General features: G+C 40.1%; 21 protein-coding genes and 4 pseudogenes. 17 read left to right on the plus strand and 8 right to left on the minus strand.

From position 1 onward, the window contains the following. A partial coding sequence (locus LW728_RS21390; protein WP_287768161.1) for an IS4 family transposase occupies window positions 1-135 on the plus strand: 135 nt, incomplete at its 5' end. Window positions 136-284: 149 nt separating this feature from the next. On the opposite strand, the gene LW728_RS21395 is transcribed toward LW728_RS21390, so the two are convergent. Continuing rightward, a complete protein-coding gene (locus tag LW728_RS21395) occupies window positions 285-1,070 on the minus strand; it encodes an SWIM zinc finger family protein (protein WP_002800296.1) in 786 nt (261 codons plus the stop codon). A 335-nt stretch (window positions 1,071-1,405) separates the two neighbouring features. Here LW728_RS21395 and LW728_RS23485 point away from each other — a divergent pair. The 3 genes and pseudogenes from LW728_RS23485 to LW728_RS21410 all read left to right on the plus strand — a co-directional run. Then, window positions 1,406-1,609 (plus strand): annotated as a pseudogene (locus tag LW728_RS23485) (IS30 family transposase); the annotation flags it as partial. 204 nt (window positions 1,610-1,813) lie between these two features. Beyond that, window positions 1,814-2,857, plus strand: coding sequence for a type 2 isopentenyl-diphosphate Delta-isomerase (fni, locus tag LW728_RS21405; protein ID WP_002800286.1), 1,044 nt, complete (start codon window positions 1,814-1,816; stop codon window positions 2,855-2,857). Next, on the plus strand, window positions 2,851-3,024 hold the full coding sequence (locus tag LW728_RS21410; RefSeq protein WP_269465050.1) for a hypothetical protein: 174 nt from the start codon (window positions 2,851-2,853) through the stop codon (window positions 3,022-3,024). The genes fni and LW728_RS21410 overlap by 7 nt, the downstream gene beginning before the upstream one ends. On the opposite strand, the gene LW728_RS21415 is transcribed toward LW728_RS21410, so the two are convergent. Continuing rightward, on the minus strand, window positions 3,004-3,456 hold the full coding sequence (locus LW728_RS21415; protein ID WP_287768141.1) for a porin: 453 nt from the start codon (window positions 3,454-3,456) through the stop codon (window positions 3,004-3,006). The genes LW728_RS21410 and LW728_RS21415 overlap by 21 nt on opposite strands. A 53-nt stretch (window positions 3,457-3,509) precedes the next feature. Between LW728_RS21415 and pyrE the strand changes: the two genes are divergently transcribed. The 5 genes and pseudogenes from pyrE to nuoK (LW728_RS21440) form a co-directional block, all read left to right on the plus strand. Further along, complete coding sequence (gene pyrE, locus LW728_RS21420; protein ID WP_190381304.1) at window positions 3,510-4,199, plus strand: orotate phosphoribosyltransferase; 690 nt, start codon at window positions 3,510-3,512, stop codon at window positions 4,197-4,199. A 515-nt stretch (window positions 4,200-4,714) separates the two neighbouring features. Then, window positions 4,715-5,833, plus strand: coding sequence for an NADH-quinone oxidoreductase subunit NuoH (nuoH, locus tag LW728_RS21425; protein ID WP_002753735.1), 1,119 nt, complete (start codon window positions 4,715-4,717; stop codon window positions 5,831-5,833). A gap of 42 nt (window positions 5,834-5,875) precedes the next feature. Then, entirely contained in the window at window positions 5,876-6,448 is a 573-nt protein-coding gene (gene ndhI / locus LW728_RS21430; RefSeq protein WP_002733194.1) for an NAD(P)H-quinone oxidoreductase subunit I, read from the plus strand. A gap of 93 nt (window positions 6,449-6,541) precedes the next feature. Then, window positions 6,542-7,138 (plus strand): NADH-quinone oxidoreductase subunit J, encoded by a 597-nt coding sequence (locus LW728_RS21435; protein WP_008203498.1) that lies wholly within the window; start codon window positions 6,542-6,544, stop codon window positions 7,136-7,138. A gap of 20 nt (window positions 7,139-7,158) precedes the next feature. Then, a pseudogene (gene nuoK, locus LW728_RS21440) lies at window positions 7,159-7,359 on the plus strand (NADH-quinone oxidoreductase subunit NuoK); the annotation flags it as partial. Between the two features lie 66 nt (window positions 7,360-7,425). Here nuoK (LW728_RS21440) and LW728_RS21445 read toward each other — a convergent pair. After that, a pseudogene (locus LW728_RS21445) lies at window positions 7,426-7,743 on the minus strand (hypothetical protein); the annotation flags it as partial. A 16-nt stretch (window positions 7,744-7,759) separates the two neighbouring features. Between LW728_RS21445 and LW728_RS21450 the strand changes: the two are divergent. Continuing rightward, on the plus strand, window positions 7,760-7,963 hold the full coding sequence (locus tag LW728_RS21450) for a Txe/YoeB family addiction module toxin (protein WP_002775038.1): 204 nt from the start codon (window positions 7,760-7,762) through the stop codon (window positions 7,961-7,963). 7 nt (window positions 7,964-7,970) lie between these two features. Here the strand turns inward: LW728_RS21450 and LW728_RS21455 are convergent, their stop codons facing one another. The 3 genes from LW728_RS21455 to LW728_RS21465 form a co-directional block, all read right to left on the minus strand. Beyond that, window positions 7,971-9,047, minus strand: coding sequence for a hypothetical protein (locus LW728_RS21455; protein WP_002800278.1), 1,077 nt, complete (start codon window positions 9,045-9,047; stop codon window positions 7,971-7,973). Between the two features lie 60 nt (window positions 9,048-9,107). Beyond that, entirely contained in the window at window positions 9,108-10,670 is a 1,563-nt protein-coding gene (locus LW728_RS21460; protein WP_108935944.1) for a hypothetical protein, read from the minus strand. A 242-nt stretch (window positions 10,671-10,912) separates the two neighbouring features. Further along, complete coding sequence (locus tag LW728_RS21465) at window positions 10,913-11,098, minus strand: hypothetical protein (protein ID WP_002775044.1); 186 nt, start codon at window positions 11,096-11,098, stop codon at window positions 10,913-10,915. A gap of 215 nt (window positions 11,099-11,313) precedes the next feature. Here LW728_RS21465 and LW728_RS21470 point away from each other — a divergent pair, with 215 nt between their 5' ends. From LW728_RS21470 to nuoK (LW728_RS21480), 3 genes and pseudogenes are all read left to right on the plus strand, one after another. After that, window positions 11,314-11,532 carry a helix-turn-helix domain-containing protein gene (locus LW728_RS21470; RefSeq protein ID WP_287768145.1) on the plus strand — a complete coding sequence of 73 codons (219 nt, stop codon included), beginning with the start codon at window positions 11,314-11,316 and terminating at the stop codon, window positions 11,530-11,532. Between the two features lie 112 nt (window positions 11,533-11,644). Next, entirely contained in the window at window positions 11,645-12,499 is an 855-nt protein-coding gene (locus LW728_RS21475) for an NB-ARC domain-containing protein (protein WP_287768148.1), read from the plus strand. A gap of 64 nt (window positions 12,500-12,563) precedes the next feature. After that, window positions 12,564-12,764 (plus strand): annotated as a pseudogene (gene nuoK, locus LW728_RS21480) (NADH-quinone oxidoreductase subunit NuoK); the annotation flags it as partial. Between the two features lie 37 nt (window positions 12,765-12,801). Here the strand turns inward: nuoK (LW728_RS21480) and lptC are convergent. Together lptC and LW728_RS21490 are read right to left on the minus strand one after the other, a co-directional pair. After that, window positions 12,802-13,950, minus strand: a complete 1,149-nt coding sequence (gene lptC, locus LW728_RS21485) for an LPS export ABC transporter periplasmic protein LptC (protein ID WP_046661388.1) — start codon at window positions 13,948-13,950, stop codon at window positions 12,802-12,804. Window positions 13,951-14,026: 76 nt separating this feature from the next. Continuing rightward, window positions 14,027-15,217, minus strand: a complete 1,191-nt coding sequence (locus LW728_RS21490) for an HhoA/HhoB/HtrA family serine endopeptidase (RefSeq protein WP_287768151.1) — start codon at window positions 15,215-15,217, stop codon at window positions 14,027-14,029. Between the two features lie 163 nt (window positions 15,218-15,380). Between LW728_RS21490 and LW728_RS21495 the strand changes: the two genes are divergently transcribed. The 4 genes from LW728_RS21495 to LW728_RS21510 form a co-directional block, all read left to right on the plus strand. Further along, window positions 15,381-16,718 carry a Mur ligase family protein gene (locus LW728_RS21495; RefSeq protein WP_287768154.1) on the plus strand — a complete coding sequence of 446 codons (1,338 nt, stop codon included), beginning with the start codon at window positions 15,381-15,383 and terminating at the stop codon, window positions 16,716-16,718. Window positions 16,719-16,846: 128 nt separating this feature from the next. Continuing rightward, the gene (locus LW728_RS21500) at window positions 16,847-17,650 is read left to right on the plus strand and encodes a type 1 glutamine amidotransferase (protein WP_002750261.1); all 804 of its coding nucleotides are present in this window, start codon (window positions 16,847-16,849) and stop codon (window positions 17,648-17,650) included. 76 nt (window positions 17,651-17,726) lie between these two features. Beyond that, the gene (locus LW728_RS21505; protein ID WP_353845716.1) at window positions 17,727-18,647 is read left to right on the plus strand and encodes a hypothetical protein; all 921 of its coding nucleotides are present in this window, start codon (window positions 17,727-17,729) and stop codon (window positions 18,645-18,647) included. A 280-nt stretch (window positions 18,648-18,927) separates the two neighbouring features. Further along, on the plus strand, window positions 18,928-19,279 hold a 352-nt coding region (locus LW728_RS21510; protein ID WP_287768158.1), incomplete at its 3' end, for a hypothetical protein.

A 19,279-nucleotide genomic window follows, 5' to 3' on the forward strand; every position in this document is an offset into this window, starting at 1 on the left:
GGGGGGTTTTTAGGTAGAAAAGGTGACGGTGAACCAGGTGTTAAAACTATTTGGTTGGGACTGCGAAGGTTACATGATATCAGCGAGACTTGGAAACTATCTCATCAAATTAGTCCCCCCATAGAACCCCCTTGAGCCATCTTGCACACTTTTCTCTTTTTGTCAAATTTTATGTTAAGAAAGATGTGACTAATGGATAGCTTATTAAGGGGGGATCAAGGGGGGATTAAAGGCAAAATCCATTTTTAATTTAATTATAACCAGCTACTTATACCCCAAATTCCCTACTGTAAAGCAATCGCCATCGCTTCTTGGGGAATTTGTCGGTAAATTGGTTTTAAAAATTGTTCTATGGCATCCGATTCGGGGGCAGCCAGGGGAAAATTGCCTAAAATGTCGAGAATGGTTTGATTTTCATTCCCCGGCGTAATCACAACTAGGGAGGGATCTAGCTCCTCATCGTACTGCCAAAAGCGATCGATAGTGCTGTCGGGGGCAGTTTTTTCAACTACTGTGGGGGGTTCACTGACTGCTAAAGGTTGATTATCAGAAGAATAGGAGCGTTTTTCTCGTAAAGCTTCCAGAATTTGGCTTTTGGTTCGGCCGCGCAGTTGCAAAAGCAAGAAGGGATCGACGCTAAAACGATCACCCAATTGATAATATACTGCTCCTATATGTTTGCAGGGGTTGGCTTGATCGGGACAGGTACAACGAGAGCGAATATCAGCTAGGGAAAAGGGAAATAAATTCACCCCACTATCGATAAAAACACGCTCAATATTATCGGGCATTTGTCCCGTGAGCAATTGAGCGGAATAAATAGCCTTTTTGGAGAGAAGCTTAATAATATAATCCCATTCTTCATCACTAAAAGCCGCTAGGGATAAATCCACTATATAAGGCTCTGGTTCACTGCCTTGTACTCTAGCAATAACTTGCGAGTCTTCAAAGTCAATACTTAAAACATTGCCTTCTCTGGCGTAAAGTCTAGCTCGTTCCAAGCGTTTTTTAAAGCGATAGGAATCGAGTAGTTCTAGCCATTTTTGTACCCACCAAGCTTGTTCTGTCATTTTTTATTTACCCTACAGCTTATCAGCTTCGTTACCAACAAAAACGCCAATTCAAAAAGGAAACACATCAGCCTTAAGAGTTGACAGAGAAAGGCTCATCAGGTATATTCTGATCTTTAACAACAAAAAATCAGACCCAAAAACGAAGCCCTTAACATTCTAACATAGAACAAAGAAACTTGCTCTACCAACTTGGTCAAAAGGGAAATTTATCTTAACGGCAAATAGCCGTCTTGCTGGTATGTCATCTATGAAGCAGAAACCCAAATTGTGAGTTTTGGGAATCGCCGTCCGTTTTACGGCGGTCAGGATGTCAAGAAACCATCTACAAAATTTCTTGGGAGAGGGGATTAAACGAGCATACTAAGGGACTGTTAAGACAAGTCTTTCCCAAGAGAACGAATTTTAAAATTGTTAAGCCAGAGCAGGTAGAAAGAGCCATAAACTTGATTAACAATCGTCCTCGATAATGTCTTGACTATCGTAGCCTGAATGAGGTATTATGTGATAGCTCAAACAGGGATGAAATTCAGACTTGAATTAGCCCAACGATCAAAAATTTAGCCGCTGCTTATCGAAATCCTTTAGAAAGCCTGATTAACCATTGTTTATCGGCAGAAGGAGGTTATACGCCATCGGATTTTCCCGATGCGGATCTTAATCAGTCAGAACTAGATGAACTGCTCTTAGAACTCGATTTTTAAACTCAATCTAATGTTTAACCCTCATGCTTGATAACAACTATGTCATCGCCTAATCTTCCCAGTGAAATTGAAAATCGTAAAAGCGAACATCTGCGAGTTTGTATCGAAGAAGATGTGGAATTTCAACAACTTACAAGCGGTTTAGAAAAATATCGTTTTACCCATTGTTGTCTTCCTGAACTTGACCGCAGTGATATTGAACTGGGGACAACCTTTTTGGGGAAATCTTTAAAAGCTCCAATTCTAATCTCTTCCATGACCGGAGGAACAGAATTAGCCCATTTAGTCAATACTCGATTGGCAACGGTCGCTCAACGCTATGGTTTAGCGATGGGGGTGGGTTCTCAACGCATTGCACTCGAACAACCGGAATTAGCGCCGACCTTTGCAGTCCGTTCTCTGGCGCCAGATATTCTCCTGTTAGCGAATTTAGGGGCTGTACAGTTAAATTACGGCTGCGGTTTAGAAGACTGTTTAAAACTGGTGGAATTATTAGAAGCTGATGCCTTAATTCTGCATCTCAATCCTTTACAAGAATGGGTGCAATCGGGAGGCGATTCTAATTTTAAAGGTTTACTCGCTAAAATTCAGCAAATTTGCGCTCAATTACCCGTTCCCGTCATCGCCAAAGAAGTCGGAAATGGCATCTCTGCGGTGATGGCCAAACAATTAATTGAAGCCGGAGTCGCCGCGATTGATGTGGCGGGAGCCGGAGGCACGTCCTGGGCCAAAGTCGAAAGCCAAAGAGCCAAAGACAACAGACAAAGGCATCTCGGACAAGTTTTTGCCGATTGGGGTTTACCTACGGCTGAATGTATTACCACCATTCGGTCCATGAATTCAACCATTCCTTTAATTGCTTCTGGGGGCTTAAAAAATGGCTTAGATCTTGCCAAATCCATCGCTTTAGGAGCCGATTTAGGAGGGTTGGCTCGACCGTTTCTCGTAGCAGCGATTGAATCAGAAGCCGCCGTTGATGAGTTGGTAAAATTTTTAATTGCTGAACTTGAAATTGTTTTATTTTGCACCGGAAATCCTAATTTATCCGCCCTTAAAAATTCAGGAGCCTTAAAACCATGTTAAAGTTTTCAATGGAATTGTGTTATCCCCAGCTTGATGTCAAAACCTTAAGCGTTGGCACTTTGTGTCCCAAAGAAACCAGTAGTGAACAAACCTTAAACTATTTAATTTCTCAATGGAAATTACAACAGATTTCGGTTAAGAAGAGATTAAAAACCTCCTGGACTTAAATAACTGGGATTTTCCTGTAGGGAAGTATCGAAGGGATTGGGTAAATCTTGGGTGCGAATTAAGGGGCCAGACTGTTGCTGTTGCATGACATCATAGTATAAAGTTTCGACCAATTTCGCATCCCGGGTAATCAGATTATCGAAATAGGAACCTTGGGGAAAAGTACGCCAACCAAAAAGAGAGTTGAACTGTCCTGAAATGCTGGTGTAGTCGTAGAAACGACCAGTATTGTTATTAACAGCGCGGTTAAACAAACCGGGGATATTATTAAATCCTACCGCCGTATCGGGAGAGGGGACAAGTTGCAATTGTTGGGTTTTTACTGGTGCCGGAGTGGTGGCGGGGGAACGTTGGGCGATCGCAATAGGCGAACTCAACCAGACTAAACCGGTTAAACAAAACAGGGAAGGAAGTAAAAACTTAGCGCGCATGGGTAAAAATCTCCTCACAGGGGTAGGGTTAATTAAAAAATTGTTTCAATGGGATGAGAAAGAAATCAATACTAGCGATCGAGTCAATATATAATGACTTTTGGCTTAATTGTAACCGAAATTTTGGAGTCAGTCAGGCTCCCAATCCTGAAAATATGGCTAATTCCTCGGTAGCGACTCTCGATACTGCTTCCCTGCGTCAATTTCTCCTCGATGCTCTTGTCCGTCTTGCCTATCGAGAGGGGGATTTCACCCTGTCTTCAGGACAAAAAAGCAGCTACTATATCAACGGTAAACAAGTTACTCTCACTGCGGAGGGAGCTTTAGCCGTGGGGCGTTTATTGCTGTCTCTACTGCCTCCAGATACCCAAGCGGTGGCAGGATTAACCCTAGGGGCGGATCCGATTGTCAGTGCCGTTAGTGTGGTATCTGCCTACGAAAATCGCCCGATTCCAGCTTTAATCGTCCGCAAAGAGGCAAAAGGTCACGGAACCATGGCTTATATCGAGGGGCCGACTTTAAACCCCGGGGCCGCGGTGGTTGTCCTCGAAGACGTGGTGACAACGGGGAAAAGTGCCATGGTAGCGGTAGAAAGATTACGCGATGCGGGTTATCAAGTAGATTTAATCATTGCTTTGGTGGATAGAGAGCAAGGAGGGGCGGAATTTTACCAATCTCAGGGAATAAAGTTTCAAGCTTTGTTTTCGATTCGAGACCTACAGGCGGCTTATCAGACTAAATAGCGGGGAGTGGCGAAAAACGCTCGATAACTGGATTTTAACAGTCGGATTGGCTCTGGGGATCAACCACAAAGGCACAAAGAACACAAAGAGGAAGACAGATTCGAGCGGGCTGCTTTCATTGCCTAAACGATAAGTTAAGTAGGTAGGCGTTAAAAATTATCAGATACCCCCCTTATCAAGGGGGGCAGGGGGGATCGAACCTAAAATCCATTTTTAATTTAATTATAACCAGCTACTTAACTAGATTTTTTTCCTGTGAATAATTGGTCACTAGCTGAGGTTGTCGGCGCTAAGAAACAGATGAGAACATTGATAGATTCAGAGTCTAACTATTGACTAATACCTATTCTCGGACGGGGAATCAAGATTGCTTGACTCTCTTGGCTGCTAATGAGTTGAAGCCTTTGTCACTTTACTGATAACCCTCAGACCGACTAACTGTATACTAGGCTATAAGATTTGCTTAAAAATCTTCAAACCATGCCGAACTATTGACAGTACAGCGATCGCCAAATATGAATCAAGGCATAGATTTACAAGAAAGTTTCATTAAATCCCTAACAGACTTGGGATTAAGTGGAGGACTGGCTAAAGCGATTTGGATGCCTTTACCCATGTTCCTGATGATTATAGCCGCCACAGTGGGGGTTTTAGTCTGCGTCTGGTTAGAAAGGAAAATTTCCGCCGCCGTCCAACAGCGTATTGGACCGGAATACGCAGGACCCTTAGGCGTTTTACAACCAGTCGCCGACGGTCTGAAATTAGTCTTTAAAGAAGATGTCGTCCCCGCTAAGGCTGACCCTTGGTTATTCCTCTTCGGGCCGATTTTGGTGGTGATGCCGGTGTTTGTCTCCTACCTCATCGTCCCCTTCGGTCAAAATCTGCTGATTACTGACCTAAACGTGGGGATCTTTTTATGGATTTCCTTGTCCAGTATTGCCCCCATTGGTTTATTAATGGCGGGTTATGCCTCGAATAATAAGTATTCCTTGCTGGGAGGCCTGCGGGCCGCGGCGCAATCGATTAGTTATGAAATTCCCTTGGCTTTATCGGTATTAGCGATTGTGATGATGTCTAATAGTCTCAGTACCATTGATATTGTCGAACAACAATCCGGTTATGGCATTTTAGGCTGGAATATCTGGCGCCAACCGGTGGGTTTTCTGATTTTCTGGATTGCCGCTTTAGCTGAGTGTGAACGTCTGCCTTTCGATTTACCGGAAGCGGAGGAGGAATTAGTCGCCGGTTATCAAACCGAATACGCGGGGATGAAATTCGCTCTCTTTTATGTGGGTTCCTACGTTAACCTCGTGCTGTCGGCCCTAGTTTTCGCCGTACTCTATCTTGGTGGTTGGGAATTTCCTATCCCCGTCAATGCTGTGGCCGGCTGGTTGGGAGTGAGTGAAACCAATCCTTGGCTACAAATTATCACCGCTTCCCTCGGGATTACGATGACGGTATTAAAAGCCTATTTTCTCATCTTCATCGCTATTCTCTTGCGTTGGACTGTACCCCGGGTTCGCATTGACCAATTACTCGATTTAGGCTGGAAATTCCTTTTACCGGTATCTTTAGTTAACCTACTACTTACCGCCGCCCTAAAACTAGCTTTTCCCTTTGCTTTTGGCGGTTAATTCCCGTTTTTGCCCTGTTAACCTACTATACCTCTGACCATCATGTTTAACATCCTCAAACAAGTCAGCGATTACGCCAAAGGTAGCATTCAAGCGGCGAAATACATCGGCGAAGGTTTATCCGTTACCTTCGACCATATGCGTCGTCGTCCGATTACCGTTCAGTATCCCTACGAAAAGTTAATTCCCTCGGAACGTTATCGGGGTAGAATTCACTTTGAGTTCGATAAATGTATCGCCTGTGAAGTTTGTGTGCGAGTTTGTCCGATTAATTTACCAGTAGTGGATTGGACTTTTAACAAGGAAATTAAAAAGAAAGAACTCAAACACTACAGTATCGATTTTGGGGTCTGTATTTTCTGCGGTAATTGTGTAGAGTACTGTCCGACTAATTGCCTATCGATGACCGAAGAATACGAACTAGCGACCTATGATCGTCATGAATTAAACTATGATAACGTCGCCCTAGGCCGTTTACCCTACAAAGTCACCCAAGACCCGATGGTAACACCTCTGAGGGAATTAGGTTATCTGCCTAAAGGTGTCATCGAACCCCACGATTTACCCGCCGGTAGTCAACGCGCCGGTAAACGTCCGGAAGAAATTACCGATTAATTAGCAGTTAGCTATCAGCCGTCAGCCGTCAGCCTTCAGAAGCTGATAACTAATAATTAATAACTCTCAAACATAAAAGGAGATGAAACTACTGTGAATTTAGCCGAGGGCGTTCAAATAGTATCTTTTGGCATTTTAGCAGCCCTGGTAATCGGGACAGCTTTAGGCGTGGTACTATTATCTAATATCGTTTATTCCGCCTTTTTATTGGGCGGTGTTTTTATCAGCATTTCGGGTTTATATCTCTTACTAAATGCTGACTTTGTAGCGGCGGCACAAATTCTAATTTATGTGGGCGCAATTAACGTTTTAATTCTCTTTGCTATTATGCTTGTTAATAAGCAAGAGGACTTTTCTGATATTCCTAAACGTTGGATTCGTCAGGCATCTACTGCTTTAGTTTGTGTGGGTTTATTTGTGCTGTTATCGACCATGGTTTTAATCACACCTTGGTCAATTTCTACCACTTCTCCCGCCGTTGTGACTAATACTTTAGTAGAAATCGGTAAGCATTTCTTTAGTGATTTCCTGCTACCCTTTGAATTAGCTTCCGTGCTATTATTAATGGCCATGGTCGGAGCAATTATTTTAGCTCGTCGTGACCTTATCCCTACCCTAAAAGCTGAAGAACCTACGGCCACAGCCTTAACATTACCCGAACGACCTAGAGAATTAACCGCCCCTAAATAAGACCAAAAGAAAGAGGTATCATGCAGATTCAGTTAGAGTATTATTTGTTATTAGCGGCGGCTTTATTTTGTATCGGAATTTACGGTTTAGTCACCAGTCGCAATGCCGTCCGGGTTTTAATGTCGATCGAATTGATGCTCAATTCTGTTAACATTAACTTAATGGGTTTTTCCAACTATCTTGACCCCGCTAATATTCGAGGCCAAATTTTTACTATTTTCTTTTAAATATTTACCCCCCCTCTCTCCCTTTTCTGGGGAGAGTTTTTTTTGGTTAATTTTTCCCTGTTAACGGGGATAAATCTCGGTGACAACTCGATCGGGGGAACTACTGGTAACAACAATGTTATTATCTTCTAAAGTGCCGATCGCTTTATCGCCAGTAAGATTAAATTTTGGTTCCTGTTGTTCATAGATAATATTCCCCTCGGCCTCGACAATTTTTTCCGACATTTTCCAAGTTAAAATCTGACTATACAATTGCGCCCCAGTTTTCTGATTAATTCCCTTAACCCCATCCTTGAGATAAGCGATGCGATTGCCTAATTCCACCACCACACGATTACCAGTAATAGTAATTTGATCTTGATATTGAAAAATTTCCGTAAGGAGAGAGATAATTATGGCTAAAGTCATATTAAAAGATAAAGTTTTAATGTTATTAAAACAGCTTGAAAAAGATATTTTTCAACCACCATTTGAGAAACTGGTAGGTGACTTAAAAGGAAAATATTCAAGACACCTTAATATTCAACATAGATTAGTTTATCGTCTTGATAAGACAGCTAAAATTTTTAAAATATTAAAGGCTTATGAACATTATTAACTGATGATCAATCACTTTTTATAATTTTTCTATATTCTCGTGAACTAATTAATTCAGGTTCTATTTCACATCTTCTGATAAAATCTTGTATTTTACTAACTGAATCCTCTAATTCTATAATCTGTTGAGGTAAATCTGAAGAATTAGAACCCCCGAATCTTAATTGATTTTCACAGGCAAGTATTTTAATTTGTTTTTGTGTCTTAATAGCTCGTAGAGTTTTTAACTTTCGTTTTAATTCAATTAATTCTGGGCTTAAAATTCTATAGTTTCTAGTATCAATTAATTGATCGTAATCTGCAAAAAGTGATATATATTCAACCCCGCCTCCTTGTTGTTTTAACTTATCTTGAAAATCCGTAAAATCTTTGATCAGTTGTTCAATAGTAAAAACTGTATTGCCCACTGAAACTCCTCTCCTGAAACAGGAAATTGTTGTTTTAGTATTTTTAAAGTATTCCTTAGTTTCGCCTTCCCAATTAAATCCAACTCCTCCTCCTATACCCGCAAATATTGATTGCAAAAAACTTATTATTGCAAAGGCGTTTAGTTCTTGTTTACTTTTCTCAGCGTATTCAATCTCTATGAGTGCTGTGTATTCAGAGCCTGTTCTAAAACCAACAATAAATTCATCGCCGTATATTCTTCTAAATTCATGAAGATTGTGTCTTTTATCATGTAAAAATTCGATTGCTTCTTGAGAAAGTTTAGGCTTCTTAATACGATAACTTCCTCCTGTAAATTGATAATCTAAAAAAAGATAAATACTATTTTGATTGATATTTGATTTCTTAAAGTATTGTGCTTTTGCTTCTCCTTGTAATAAACAAGGGCAATGTCCCACTAAAATAGGTGTTATTCCAGATACTGAAATAGAAGTATTCAACATATTACCTAATGCCTGTTCATCTTCTATTTGTTGAAAAACAAATGTATCTTTTGGCAAAAAATTTTTATCTATTAATTCATCTCTATTTATATTGTCTAAGTCTATAGCACTGTTGGGAAGTAATATCTCCTTAAAAGAGTCAAATCCACTACCTAAACGTTCTCCTTGATTTCGATACTCTCTTTCTATAGTCATAAAATTCTAATTTGATTTTCTGTAAAAGTTTTTTTAGTTAAACCTTAAAAGTATGAAAAATTAACCCGTGAAAATTTGTCTAATAGCAAATATTAGTTTTTTAAATTGTTTTCCAATCCATCCCATAAACCTTCCAAAACCCTCTCCTTTGTCTTCAGGAAGTCTAATTATGTGGTGATAATCGTCTGCGTCCAACATACTGTTTTTTTCGGGTCCTAATTGTTTAGAATATTCACTGTGATACCATTCGTCTAATTTTTTATATTCTTTAATAGTTAATTTTTTATCTTCTGGTGAATTTCCTTCTGGTATAGTTGTCAACCATTTCAAATTACGCATAGTAACAATTATCTTTCTGTAACCTACTTTATAGGATTGATTGTATTGAGCTAGAGTCATTAGTTTAGTATAGTTAAGCAAATTAAATTCATTATTTTCCTCCCAAGTAAATTCAATAGATTCCCATATATTATGTAAAAATTCATGTCGCTCTCCTTTGATTCTAATAGTGTAAGGAGTATAATAAAACACTTGTAAAGCCCTAACTCGAAGAAGGATAAATCCTTTAAAAATTCCATTTATAAGACTACCAATAGAAGCAATAAAAATATATAAAGTATGTCCTATTTCTTTAACCAAATTAGGTAAGAAATTTTTCAGTAATTCCTTGATCAGGCGGGATAGATTTTTTAATTTCGCTTTTATATTTCCATCTGTGGCTTTTCTATCCAGTGAAACGCCGAATATTAAAGAAATAATGTCAATAAAACTTGCGATACATAGTGCAACAATAGCTTCAGGGTTTCTATTAAAAACCTTTTCAACGGGAATTAAAAAATAGCCAAATTCAGAATATTCCAAATCTTGTTTTAATTTTTTTAATATTTCATCATTTAATTTTGTTGTTGAATAATTTTCACTAACCTTTTTTCCTGTTACGCTTTCATAAACTTGTTTTCTGATTTCATCGGTTAGAAGTGATAAAGGTTCTATTGCCTTATTTTTATCAACATTTTCTATTTTCTTATCATCTTGATCATCTGGTAATGATTTTTTAATCTTTTCAATTTGAGCCAGATCTGTATTCTCTTCGTTTATTTTCTCTATTTCTCTAGTTTGTTTTTTGTATTCGGGGTCTTCTCCTCTAGGTAGTTTCGGAGCATTTGGGTTATTAGGAGGTGTAACTTCTTCCCTTTTACGTTTGTCTCGATCATTTATTAAATTGTTCCTCTTTTTTAATATACTTGTTTTCTCTTGATAAATCTTAGAACTGTTAACAGCTTTGGTTACTGAATTATACAATTTTATTTCTTCAGAGTTCTTTCTTATATCTACAAGAGAGCTATAAATGATAAAAAAGCTAGTGTAAATACTAGCAACCGTTAGAAGAATAAGTAAACTTCTCCTGTAAAAAGACGATTGAATTTCTTGTCTTCCAAAAAAAAACAGGAATAAAAGTAACCCTTGTATAATTGTTCCTAGCAGCAAAGATGCGCGAATCGTTATCGGCCACTCTACTAAATTTAATTCTGGTAATATTATTTCTGCTCCTGCCACACTTGTTGACCAACTGAGGGCTTGAAGTGCTAAGATAATAATTATAGTTATTCTTTTTCCTAGCATTTCGGGATCATCTCACCTTTGCAATAAACAATTGTACTTAAATGCGAAATGCTTAGATAGCAAGCCTTTTCGGGAGTTCATAGATTTTTAACGGTTCTCTAAATTGTGTGATTCAAACCAGAATCGTTACTACAAAAGCCTTCTTCCCATTCTGAGCATTTATACTCATTACATAATTGGGATGCTCCCAGCATTTCTCTCGTTCTTCTTAATGCTTTTCTCCTTCAAGTGAAGACATTTATTTAACCCCCCGAATACTTAATACCTACTTGGCTCAAAATTTGAGCTACTTTAGTAGCGTTATAACTAGGGACTTCTATTACATCACCTGAAACTGAAGCATTTGAACCTAACTCACTTACCACTTTTGCCTTAGCCTCCGATTTTTGCGAGTCTAAAGCGTATTTATCGAGAACAAATTTAGGCATATCAACCCTTTTAATCAATTATTTAAATCCCAAAATCTTAACCTTGTAGTTGTTTTTGGTATTCTTCTGTCAGCTTAACAAAGGTTTTTTTCAACCACCACCAGATTTCACCTGATGTTTTGTAAAGAAATGTTAAGACAAGGCCAGAAATGACTTGATCTTGTTTTACAATAACTGAACTATAATATAGGTAACAATTTATTCACTTTCACACCATGAAGGATAGTTTACACTTGTTGCGTTTTATCGAAGATTTATTGATAGAGGAAGATGGGCAAAGTCTTAGCGATATTCAGCGACACATTATTGAAGAGTTATTAAACGGCAAAACCTATAAAGAAATTGCAGATAGTTATGGTTATGATGAGAAACATATTGGCGATGTGAGTAGAAATAAAATAAGAAAAATCTCCATCAGAAACATCATATCATGATTTAAGTTTAGCTCCAAAGATAAATCGTAATTTCTGCGATCGCATTTCAGAATTAGAAATCTTAACACAGAGAATATTAATTGAGAAAAGGCCTTTAATTTCCGTATCAGGATTGAGTGGAATTGGAAAAACTACCTTAGTTAGACATTTTGTAGAATTAAATTTAGAAAAATTTGAAGTAATTATTTGGCAAAATCTAAAAATATTCAATTGTTTAGACACAATTATTACTGATATTTTCACTAAAATTAATACGGATTTTATCTTAAATGATCACGATAAATTGACTCTGTTTTTAAAGTTATTGCAACGGAAAAAGTGTTTAATTATTTTTGACAATGTACAGGAATTATTTAGCGAGGGTGAATTAGCAGGGCAATATCAAACTAAACATAAAAAGTATCAGGAATTCTTTTCAATAATTACTAACGAAATTGAACATCAAAGTAGTTTAATTTTAATTAGTCAAGAGCGATGTTCAGAAATGTATTATTCAGATGAAAAATTAGATTTACTTGAATTACAAGGTTTAAATAATCGGGCAATCCTCAATAATTTAGGTTCTGAAGATGAAGAAAGCTGGTTAAAAGTAGTTCAGTTATACGAAAGAAATTTATTTTATTTAAAAGATATTGCTGTTTTAATTCAAGATGTTTATCATGGTTGTGTCGGTGAGTTTTTACAAGAGGAAAATATTGTTATTACAGCAAAAATAAAGGAAAGTTTGACTACAATAATTAAGAGATTATCGCCCATTGAAAAACAAATTATTCAATCCTTAATCAACCTAAAAAAAGATTGTTCAAGAAATGAATTAAAATTAAGTTTAGATTTATCAGCGGATGACTTGATTAAAGGGTTACAATCTTTACAAAAAAGATATTTGTTAACTAAAATTGAAGAATCAGAAATCTTATTTAATTTATCTCCTGTGTTTAAAAAATATATCAAAGATACAGGTATCTAAATAAGCGGCGCTTATCATAATTTTTTACCTCATGAACTTTGCACTGTACGGTGTTAGAGGTATCATGCAGATTCAGTTAGAGTATTATTTGTTATTAGCGGCGGCTTTATTTTGTATCGGAATTTACGGTTTAGTCACCAGTCGCAATGCTGTCCGGGTTTTAATGTCGATCGAATTGATGCTCAATTCTGTTAACATTAACTTAATGGGTTTTTCCAACTATCTTGACCCCGCTAATATTCGAGGCCAAATTTTTACTATTTTCTTTTTTGGGGAGAGTTTTTTTTGGCTAATTTTCCCTGTTAACGAGGATAAATCTCAGTGACAACTCGATCGGGGGAGCTACTGGTAACAACAATGTTATTATCTTCTAAAGTGCCGATCGCTTTATCGCCGGTGAGATTAAATTTTGGTTCCTGTTGTTCATAGATAATATTCCCCTCGGCCTCGACAATTTTTTCCGACATTTTCCAAGTTAAGATCTGACTATACAATTGCGCCCCAGTTTTCTGATTAATTCCCTTAACCCCATCCTTGAGATAAGCGATGCGATTGCCTAATTCCACCACCACACGATTACCAGTAATAGTGATTTGATCTTGATATTGAAAAATTTCCGTGGGGCGATCGGAAGTTAGGGTACGATTTTGATAGTTCCAAATTGCCTGAGAACCAGAAATCTGTAAAGGTGGTTCTAAAGAGCGATATTCGAGGTTTTCTTGCAGGATAACCTGATTATTTTTTCTTTCCCAACGACCGCCGATAGCAGTAAGACGATCGATAATAGTTTTATTAATATAGCGATCAAAAGCGACTTTTTGATCGGTACTAATGACCTGTTGCGGAATTTCCCAGTACAGACGCTCGGTTTGCAGGACAACACGAGATTCCTTGGCGGTGGCCACCACTTGACCTTGTAATTCTAGTTTTTCTTGGCGCGTGTCGTAGCGTCCTTGGCGCGCCTTAGCTTCTAGTTGTAGATGACTACCTTTGATCCCTTTGGGGGAGATTAAAATACCTTCCTTGGGTAGCCAACGCAATTCTGGTGCGTTAATAATGGCCTTATTGCGGGGATCTACAGCCACAATATTATCTTTGAGGAGAATTTCCTGGCCTTCCTTGTAAACTTCACCGCGGTCAGCACTAACCTGTAAAACTACTTTCCCCTCTTGATAGATATTACCCTTGATATTTTCCAGACGGGCAATTTTTTGGTCTTGGGTGTAGGTAGCTTTTTTGACCTGAATTTTCCAGAGGGGTTGTCCCGAGGGGTTAGCCTGTTCTAAAGTGGCATTATTGAGAATTAAGCGGCCAGTTTCCTCGATTTTAGGCGATTCTGTCGGCGAAATTTTCGGCGGATCAGGAGGTTGACAGGCCGTTAATCCCAGCAAACCGATTAGAAGGGCAGCCCCGCGCCCAATTGATAATTTTAATTGTAACCGCTGCCTCAATTTCGATCGCTCCGCTGCTATTTTCTCTCCTCCCAGTGTAGGGTAAGGGGTCGCCCCTTGACCGGTTGAAAGTAGTTCACTCGCTACTTTTGCTGGGAAAAACCCCCGGTTGAACGGTGAGAGTTTGTTGTTTACCCCTGCGGTTAATCTCGATTTCCAGATTACCACCGATCGCACTGGTTTCTACACCTTGCTGCACATCGGCGGCGGTTTTAACGGGGTTTCCTGCCACAGTTTCGATGATATCACCCGGTTGCATTCCGGCTTTTTGAGCGGGGGAATTTTCCACCACTCGCAGGACGATTACCCCTTCATTTTGGTCAATATTAAAGTTTAATTCTTTAGTTTCGTTCAATTGCTGCCGTAATTCTGGGGTTAGCGTCACCATCTGGATACCGATGTAGGGATGTTCCGCTTTACCCTTGCTAGATAGCTGTCCCGCCACTTTTTGGGCGGTTTCGATGGGAATAGCAAACCCTAAACCCTGGGCATCGGCCCGAATTGCCGTATTAATGCCGATAACTTCCCCCTTGGCGTTCAGCAACGGGCCGCCGGAATTGCCGGGGTTAATAGCGGCATCGGTTTGGATAAAACGAACCCGTTTATCGGGAACCCCCACTTCGCTGCTAGTCCGGCCCAAGGCACTAATAATGCCCACCGTAACAGTATTATCTAAGCCTAGGGGATTGCCAATAGCGATCGCCCACTCTCCGGGGGTTAAAGTTTCGGCCTTGCCAAAAGTCACCGTCGGTAAATTTTCCGCCTCGATTTTCACCAGGGCCACATCGGTCATATTGTCAACCCCCAGGACTTTACCCTGATAGGTTTGACCGTTTTTCAGAGTCACTTTTACTTGGGTTGTCCCTTCCACCACATGGGCATTAGTCAAAAGTAGTCCATCTGTACTAATGATAAACCCAGAACCGGTTCCCCGTTCCAAATGCTCCCTGGGAATCGGCACTTCATTACCAAAAAAGCGCCGAAAAAAGGGCTGTTTAAATTCTTCGGGAATTTGGTCGGCCACTTCCCGGGCCGAGTCAATCCGCACCACCGCCGGCCCGACTTTCTGCACGGCCTGGGCGATAAAATTAACATTACCGTCGTTTTGGGGAATAACAGGGAGAGAGAGGGAAGCGGGGAGGATTGCCGGCGGTTTATTTACCTCTAGGGGCGCTTTTCTGCTTAAATACTGATTTCCTAGCACACCCACAGTACCCCCTAGGGCGAGTAATCCCAGTGAAATCCCCAATCTTGTCAATAAACCCATAAGCTCTAGCCCTAAAATGTCGTGTGCGGTAGAATCGGCCCCAAACTTACCTATATTATAGGCTGTCTTTTTTGTCAGTAGAAAAGAATCAATGGGAACTTACCCCGTTTACGGGTCTTCTTTTAGGGGTAAAATCACGAAACAGCTATAAGAATCTCACTTCATGCAATTGTTTGATCGTATCCGTTTAGGGATAGCCGTAGCGGTGGCTAAAACCGTTACTGCTGTGGTTAAAGGACTCCGTTTAGGGGCTGCCAGCGTCTTGCCGGGGGAAATTGCCCGTCGTCTCCATCCCCGTTTGTTGCCGCTACTTTGTGGGCAAGTCCGAAGGGGGGTAATCTTGGTGGTTGGCACGAATGGAAAAACTACCACTTCCCTACTGCTAAGAACTATTCTAGAGCGTCAGGGGGCAAAAGTCACCCATAACACCACTGGGGCGAATTTAATTAATGGTTTAATCACTGCTTTATTGGCCGATGCTAATTTATTCGGCACTTTAAAGGCTGATTATGCCATTTTAGAAGTGGATGAAAATATTCTCCCTTTGGTTTTAAAAGATTGTCGTCCTCGCGCTATTTTAGCTCTTAATTTGTTTCGCGATCAACTCGATCGCTATGGGGAAGTGGATACGATTAGTCGCCGTTGGCAAGGGGCCATATCTCCCCTACCCACCGATACTTTAGTGATTCTCAATGCTGATGATCCGACTCTTTCCCATTTGGGTCAACAACTGCCCCAACGAGTTGTATATTTTGGCTTAAGTGAGCCGGAATTGTATCTAGAAGAAATTCCCCACGCTGTCGATTCTATTTACTGTCCTAAATGTGGTGCTTCTTTGGATTATCGCGGGGTTTATCTCTCCCATTTAGGGGATTTTAGTTGTCCTAGTTGCGGCTTTAAAAAGAGTAATCCTGCTTTTCATAGTCACGATTGGCCGCAGATTTTAATCGGTGTTTATAATAAATATAATACTTTAGCAGCGGGTTTAGTAGCCCAGGAATTGGGTATTAAAGATGGAGAAATTTTTGAGACAGTTCAGGGTTTTAAAGCGGCTTTTGGTCGAGCGGAAGAATTAGAAATTGAGGGTAAAAAAGTTAGAATTTTACTGTCTAAAAATCCCGTGGGTATGAATGAAACAATTCGCGCAGTGGCTGATATTTTACAGAAAGAAAAGTCTTCTACTACTCTCTTAGTTCTCAATGATCGCATCCCCGACGGGACGGATGTTTCTTGGATTTGGGATGTGGATACGGAAAAATTAACCCGTTTGGGAACAACTTTAGTAGTAACAGGCGATCGACTTTATGACATGGCTTTACGCTTACAATATAGTCAAGATAGTCTCGCTTATCCCGTTAATTTAATTGTTGAATCCGATCTAAAAAAAGCGCTCCAAATTGCCCTTAATAACACCAAAAATGAGGAAACTTTACATATTTTACCCACCTATTCTGCTATGTTAGAAGTACGAGAGATTCTCACGGGTCGAAAGATTTTGTAGAAATTAGAAAAGAGTGAAGATTAGTGTTAGGTGTTGGGGTGTTAGGGTGTTAGTTGAATTCCCCCATTTCCCCATTTGCCCATTCCCCCATTTCCCCATTTCCCCATTCCCTAATCCCCTAAAAAATTATGCAAGAACTAGAACTAAAAATCGGCTGGTTATATCCGACCTTAATGAGTACCTACGGCGATCGAGGTAATGTTATTACTATCCAAAGAAGATGTCAATGGCGTGATATTCCTGTGACAATTATTCCCCTAGATGCTCAAACAGAAGCCGATACATTTTATCAAGTAGATATAATTGTTGGGGGTGGAGCGCAGGATCGGCAACAGGAGATCGTTATGCGGGATTTACAGGGGAAAAAAGCGGCGGCGATGAAAGAACAATTATCGGCAGGAATACCGGGGGTTTTTACCTGTGGTTCCCCACAATTATTAGGACATTATTACGAACCAGCTTTCGGTCAAAGAATCGAAGGATTAGGATTATTAGACCTAGTAAGTAAACATCCCGGCCCCAATGCAAAACGCTGTATCGGTAACGTGGTTTTTGAAATTACGGCCTCTCCCTTAGCGGAGGAAATTAAAGCTATGACTGGGGAAAAACCGCTAGTAATTGGCTTTGAAAATCACGGGGGTCGTACCTATTTACAGACCGTTTCTCCCTTGGGAAAGGTGATTACTGGCTACGGAAATAACGGAGAGGACGGTTATGAAGGAGCATTTTACCACAATGCGATCGCTACCTATGCCCACGGTCCCTTACTACCCAAAAATCCCTTTTTAGCCGATTGGTTAATCCAAAAAGCTTTAGAACAAAAGTATCAAAAACCGATTTTTTTAACAAAACTTGATGATTCTCTGGCCCTGAAAGCACGATTTGCCATGTTTGAACGACTAGAACTAACCGGCGTGACCAATAAAGCCTAAACTGGTCATATACACTTATGGCAGGAGATAGTCAAACTAGCCATTAAGAATTTTAATTGTGGCAGCTTATGAAATTATGACTGGAAAAATTATCGATCGTCAAACGGCGGGGTTTCTCGTCCTCATCATCCCCCTAGCGGTGCTAATCATCCTTGTTTTTACCGCTTGGCCATTGATCCTACTTGTCTTCCTCTTAACTCTGGCAGTCAAGGTGTGGCAAGACTATCGCTGGTCAAAATTATCGACGGTGATTAACCCCTATTTCAATCAACTTTTACAGGACAATCAAGGTTGTCTCACCCCGATTGACCTATCGGCAAAAGCCAATCTCACGGCCAAATTAGCCAGACAATTTTTAGACAGAAAAGCTGAGGAATTTGGAGCGCAAAAAAAAGCTGTAGGCGATAAGGGTATGGCCTATTACTTTATCACCGCCAGTACCCTGGGTAGTATTTTTGATGAGAGTGACCCCTCTTTAGAAGAAATAGAGGAAAAACAAGTTCCTGCGATTACTGCCTCGAGATCTCCCCTGACCAATTTAGAGCCATCGCAGGAGGCTAAATCCCCCCTGATTGTCGCCGAAAAAAGCGAAAATTCTGTCCCGGAGGTTCCTGTTATTTCCTCCTCCCAACCCCTGACTAATTTAGGTAAATTATTTGAGGAAAAAGAGGAAGAAAATACCGCAGCAATCTCTGTTCAAGAAACGGTAATTCAAGAACCGGAGGAGATAATTAATCCTAGTTTAAACAGTTCTGCCAGTTCTTTGTTCCAGTCAGAATCAGAAGTTAGGGAAGAATCCCTAACCACTGTATCTGAAGCCATCTCATCGATGAGTTTGGCGGATTTGGCTAAACGTTTAGGAGTTACTCCGGCCGTTTTGGGTAGAAACAAGAAAAATAAATCCGAAACAGAATTCGCCGATTGGAGTCGCATCAGAGATCCCGATGGTATTGCTTGGAAATTTGACGCAAAAAACTCCCTATTTGTGGCCAACTGATAGATAAATTTGTTTGGTTTTCTAGACAGGCTCTCTGCCTGTCTTTTTTGGCTCTAAGATAAGGGGGTATCGGCACCCCCCTTATCAAGGGTAGGGTTGATTCATGAATCAACCCTACTATGAACCTAGAGACAGGGGGGATCAACACCCCCCTTATCAAGGGGGGATTAAGGGGGGATCAAAGGAACGCTGATTCCCGACAAGATGAGTGATTGACTTTCCTGCTTTCATCCCAAAATAGTTGTGCTAGAATGGCGAAAAATTCTCGCGATTGATAATTATGTTAGCCGAATTAGCCGCCGCCGAAATCGCTAAAATCGCCTTTGAAGCTGTTATCGGTAAATTAACGGAAGGAGCCATGGATAAAGGTGTAGAATTGTGGCAAAAAATTAAGCAAAAGTTACAAAAGGAACCCACCGCAGCCAAGGTTTTAGCGGCAGCCGAACAAACCAAATCCGAGGCAATGATTGAACAGCAAGTGGTTCCTTTTTTACAGGTAGAAATGCTCAAAGACCCCGATTTTGCCCAAGAAATCCAAACCCTAGCACAACAAATTAAACAAGTTATCAACAGTGGCAATCAAGACAATATCGCCATGAATGCCACAGCTTATGATAATAGTACCGTTAAAA

The organism is Microcystis sp. 49638_E5 (assembly GCF_021300285.1).
Classification (GTDB): Bacteria; Cyanobacteriota; Cyanobacteriia; order Cyanobacteriales; family Microcystaceae; genus Microcystis; species Microcystis aeruginosa_C.

Excerpts from the sequence above, each read along its gene's own strand:
- LW728_RS21460 (WP_108935944.1), bottom strand. The coding sequence starts at position 10,670 with ATGCTAGGAAAAAGAATAACTATAATTATTATCTTAGCACTTCAAGCC.
- LW728_RS21455 (WP_002800278.1), bottom strand. The coding sequence starts at position 9,047 with ATGACTATAGAAAGAGAGTATCGAAATCAAGGAGAACGTTTAGGTAGT.
- nuoH (WP_002753735.1), top strand. The coding sequence starts at position 4,715 with ATGAATCAAGGCATAGATTTACAAGAAAGTTTCATTAAATCCCTAACA.
- pyrE (WP_190381304.1), top strand. The coding sequence starts at position 3,510 with ATGAGAAAGAAATCAATACTAGCGATCGAGTCAATATATAATGACTTT.
- LW728_RS21505 (WP_353845716.1), top strand. The coding sequence starts at position 17,727 with ATGACTGGAAAAATTATCGATCGTCAAACGGCGGGGTTTCTCGTCCTC.
- LW728_RS21470 (WP_287768145.1), top strand. The coding sequence starts at position 11,314 with ATGAAGGATAGTTTACACTTGTTGCGTTTTATCGAAGATTTATTGATA.
- LW728_RS21410 (WP_269465050.1), top strand. The coding sequence starts at position 2,851 with ATGTTAAAGTTTTCAATGGAATTGTGTTATCCCCAGCTTGATGTCAAA.
- LW728_RS21490 (WP_287768151.1), bottom strand. The coding sequence starts at position 15,217 with ATGGGTTTATTGACAAGATTGGGGATTTCACTGGGATTACTCGCCCTA.
- fni (WP_002800286.1), top strand. The coding sequence starts at position 1,814 with ATGTCATCGCCTAATCTTCCCAGTGAAATTGAAAATCGTAAAAGCGAA.
- LW728_RS21450 (WP_002775038.1), top strand. The coding sequence starts at position 7,760 with ATGGCTAAAGTCATATTAAAAGATAAAGTTTTAATGTTATTAAAACAG.
- LW728_RS21500 (WP_002750261.1), top strand. The coding sequence starts at position 16,847 with ATGCAAGAACTAGAACTAAAAATCGGCTGGTTATATCCGACCTTAATG.
- LW728_RS21495 (WP_287768154.1), top strand. The coding sequence starts at position 15,381 with ATGCAATTGTTTGATCGTATCCGTTTAGGGATAGCCGTAGCGGTGGCT.
- LW728_RS21415 (WP_287768141.1), bottom strand. The coding sequence starts at position 3,456 with ATGCGCGCTAAGTTTTTACTTCCTTCCCTGTTTTGTTTAACCGGTTTA.
- LW728_RS21395 (WP_002800296.1), bottom strand. The coding sequence starts at position 1,070 with ATGACAGAACAAGCTTGGTGGGTACAAAAATGGCTAGAACTACTCGAT.
- LW728_RS21465 (WP_002775044.1), bottom strand. The coding sequence starts at position 11,098 with ATGCCTAAATTTGTTCTCGATAAATACGCTTTAGACTCGCAAAAATCG.
- ndhI (WP_002733194.1), top strand. The coding sequence starts at position 5,876 with ATGTTTAACATCCTCAAACAAGTCAGCGATTACGCCAAAGGTAGCATT.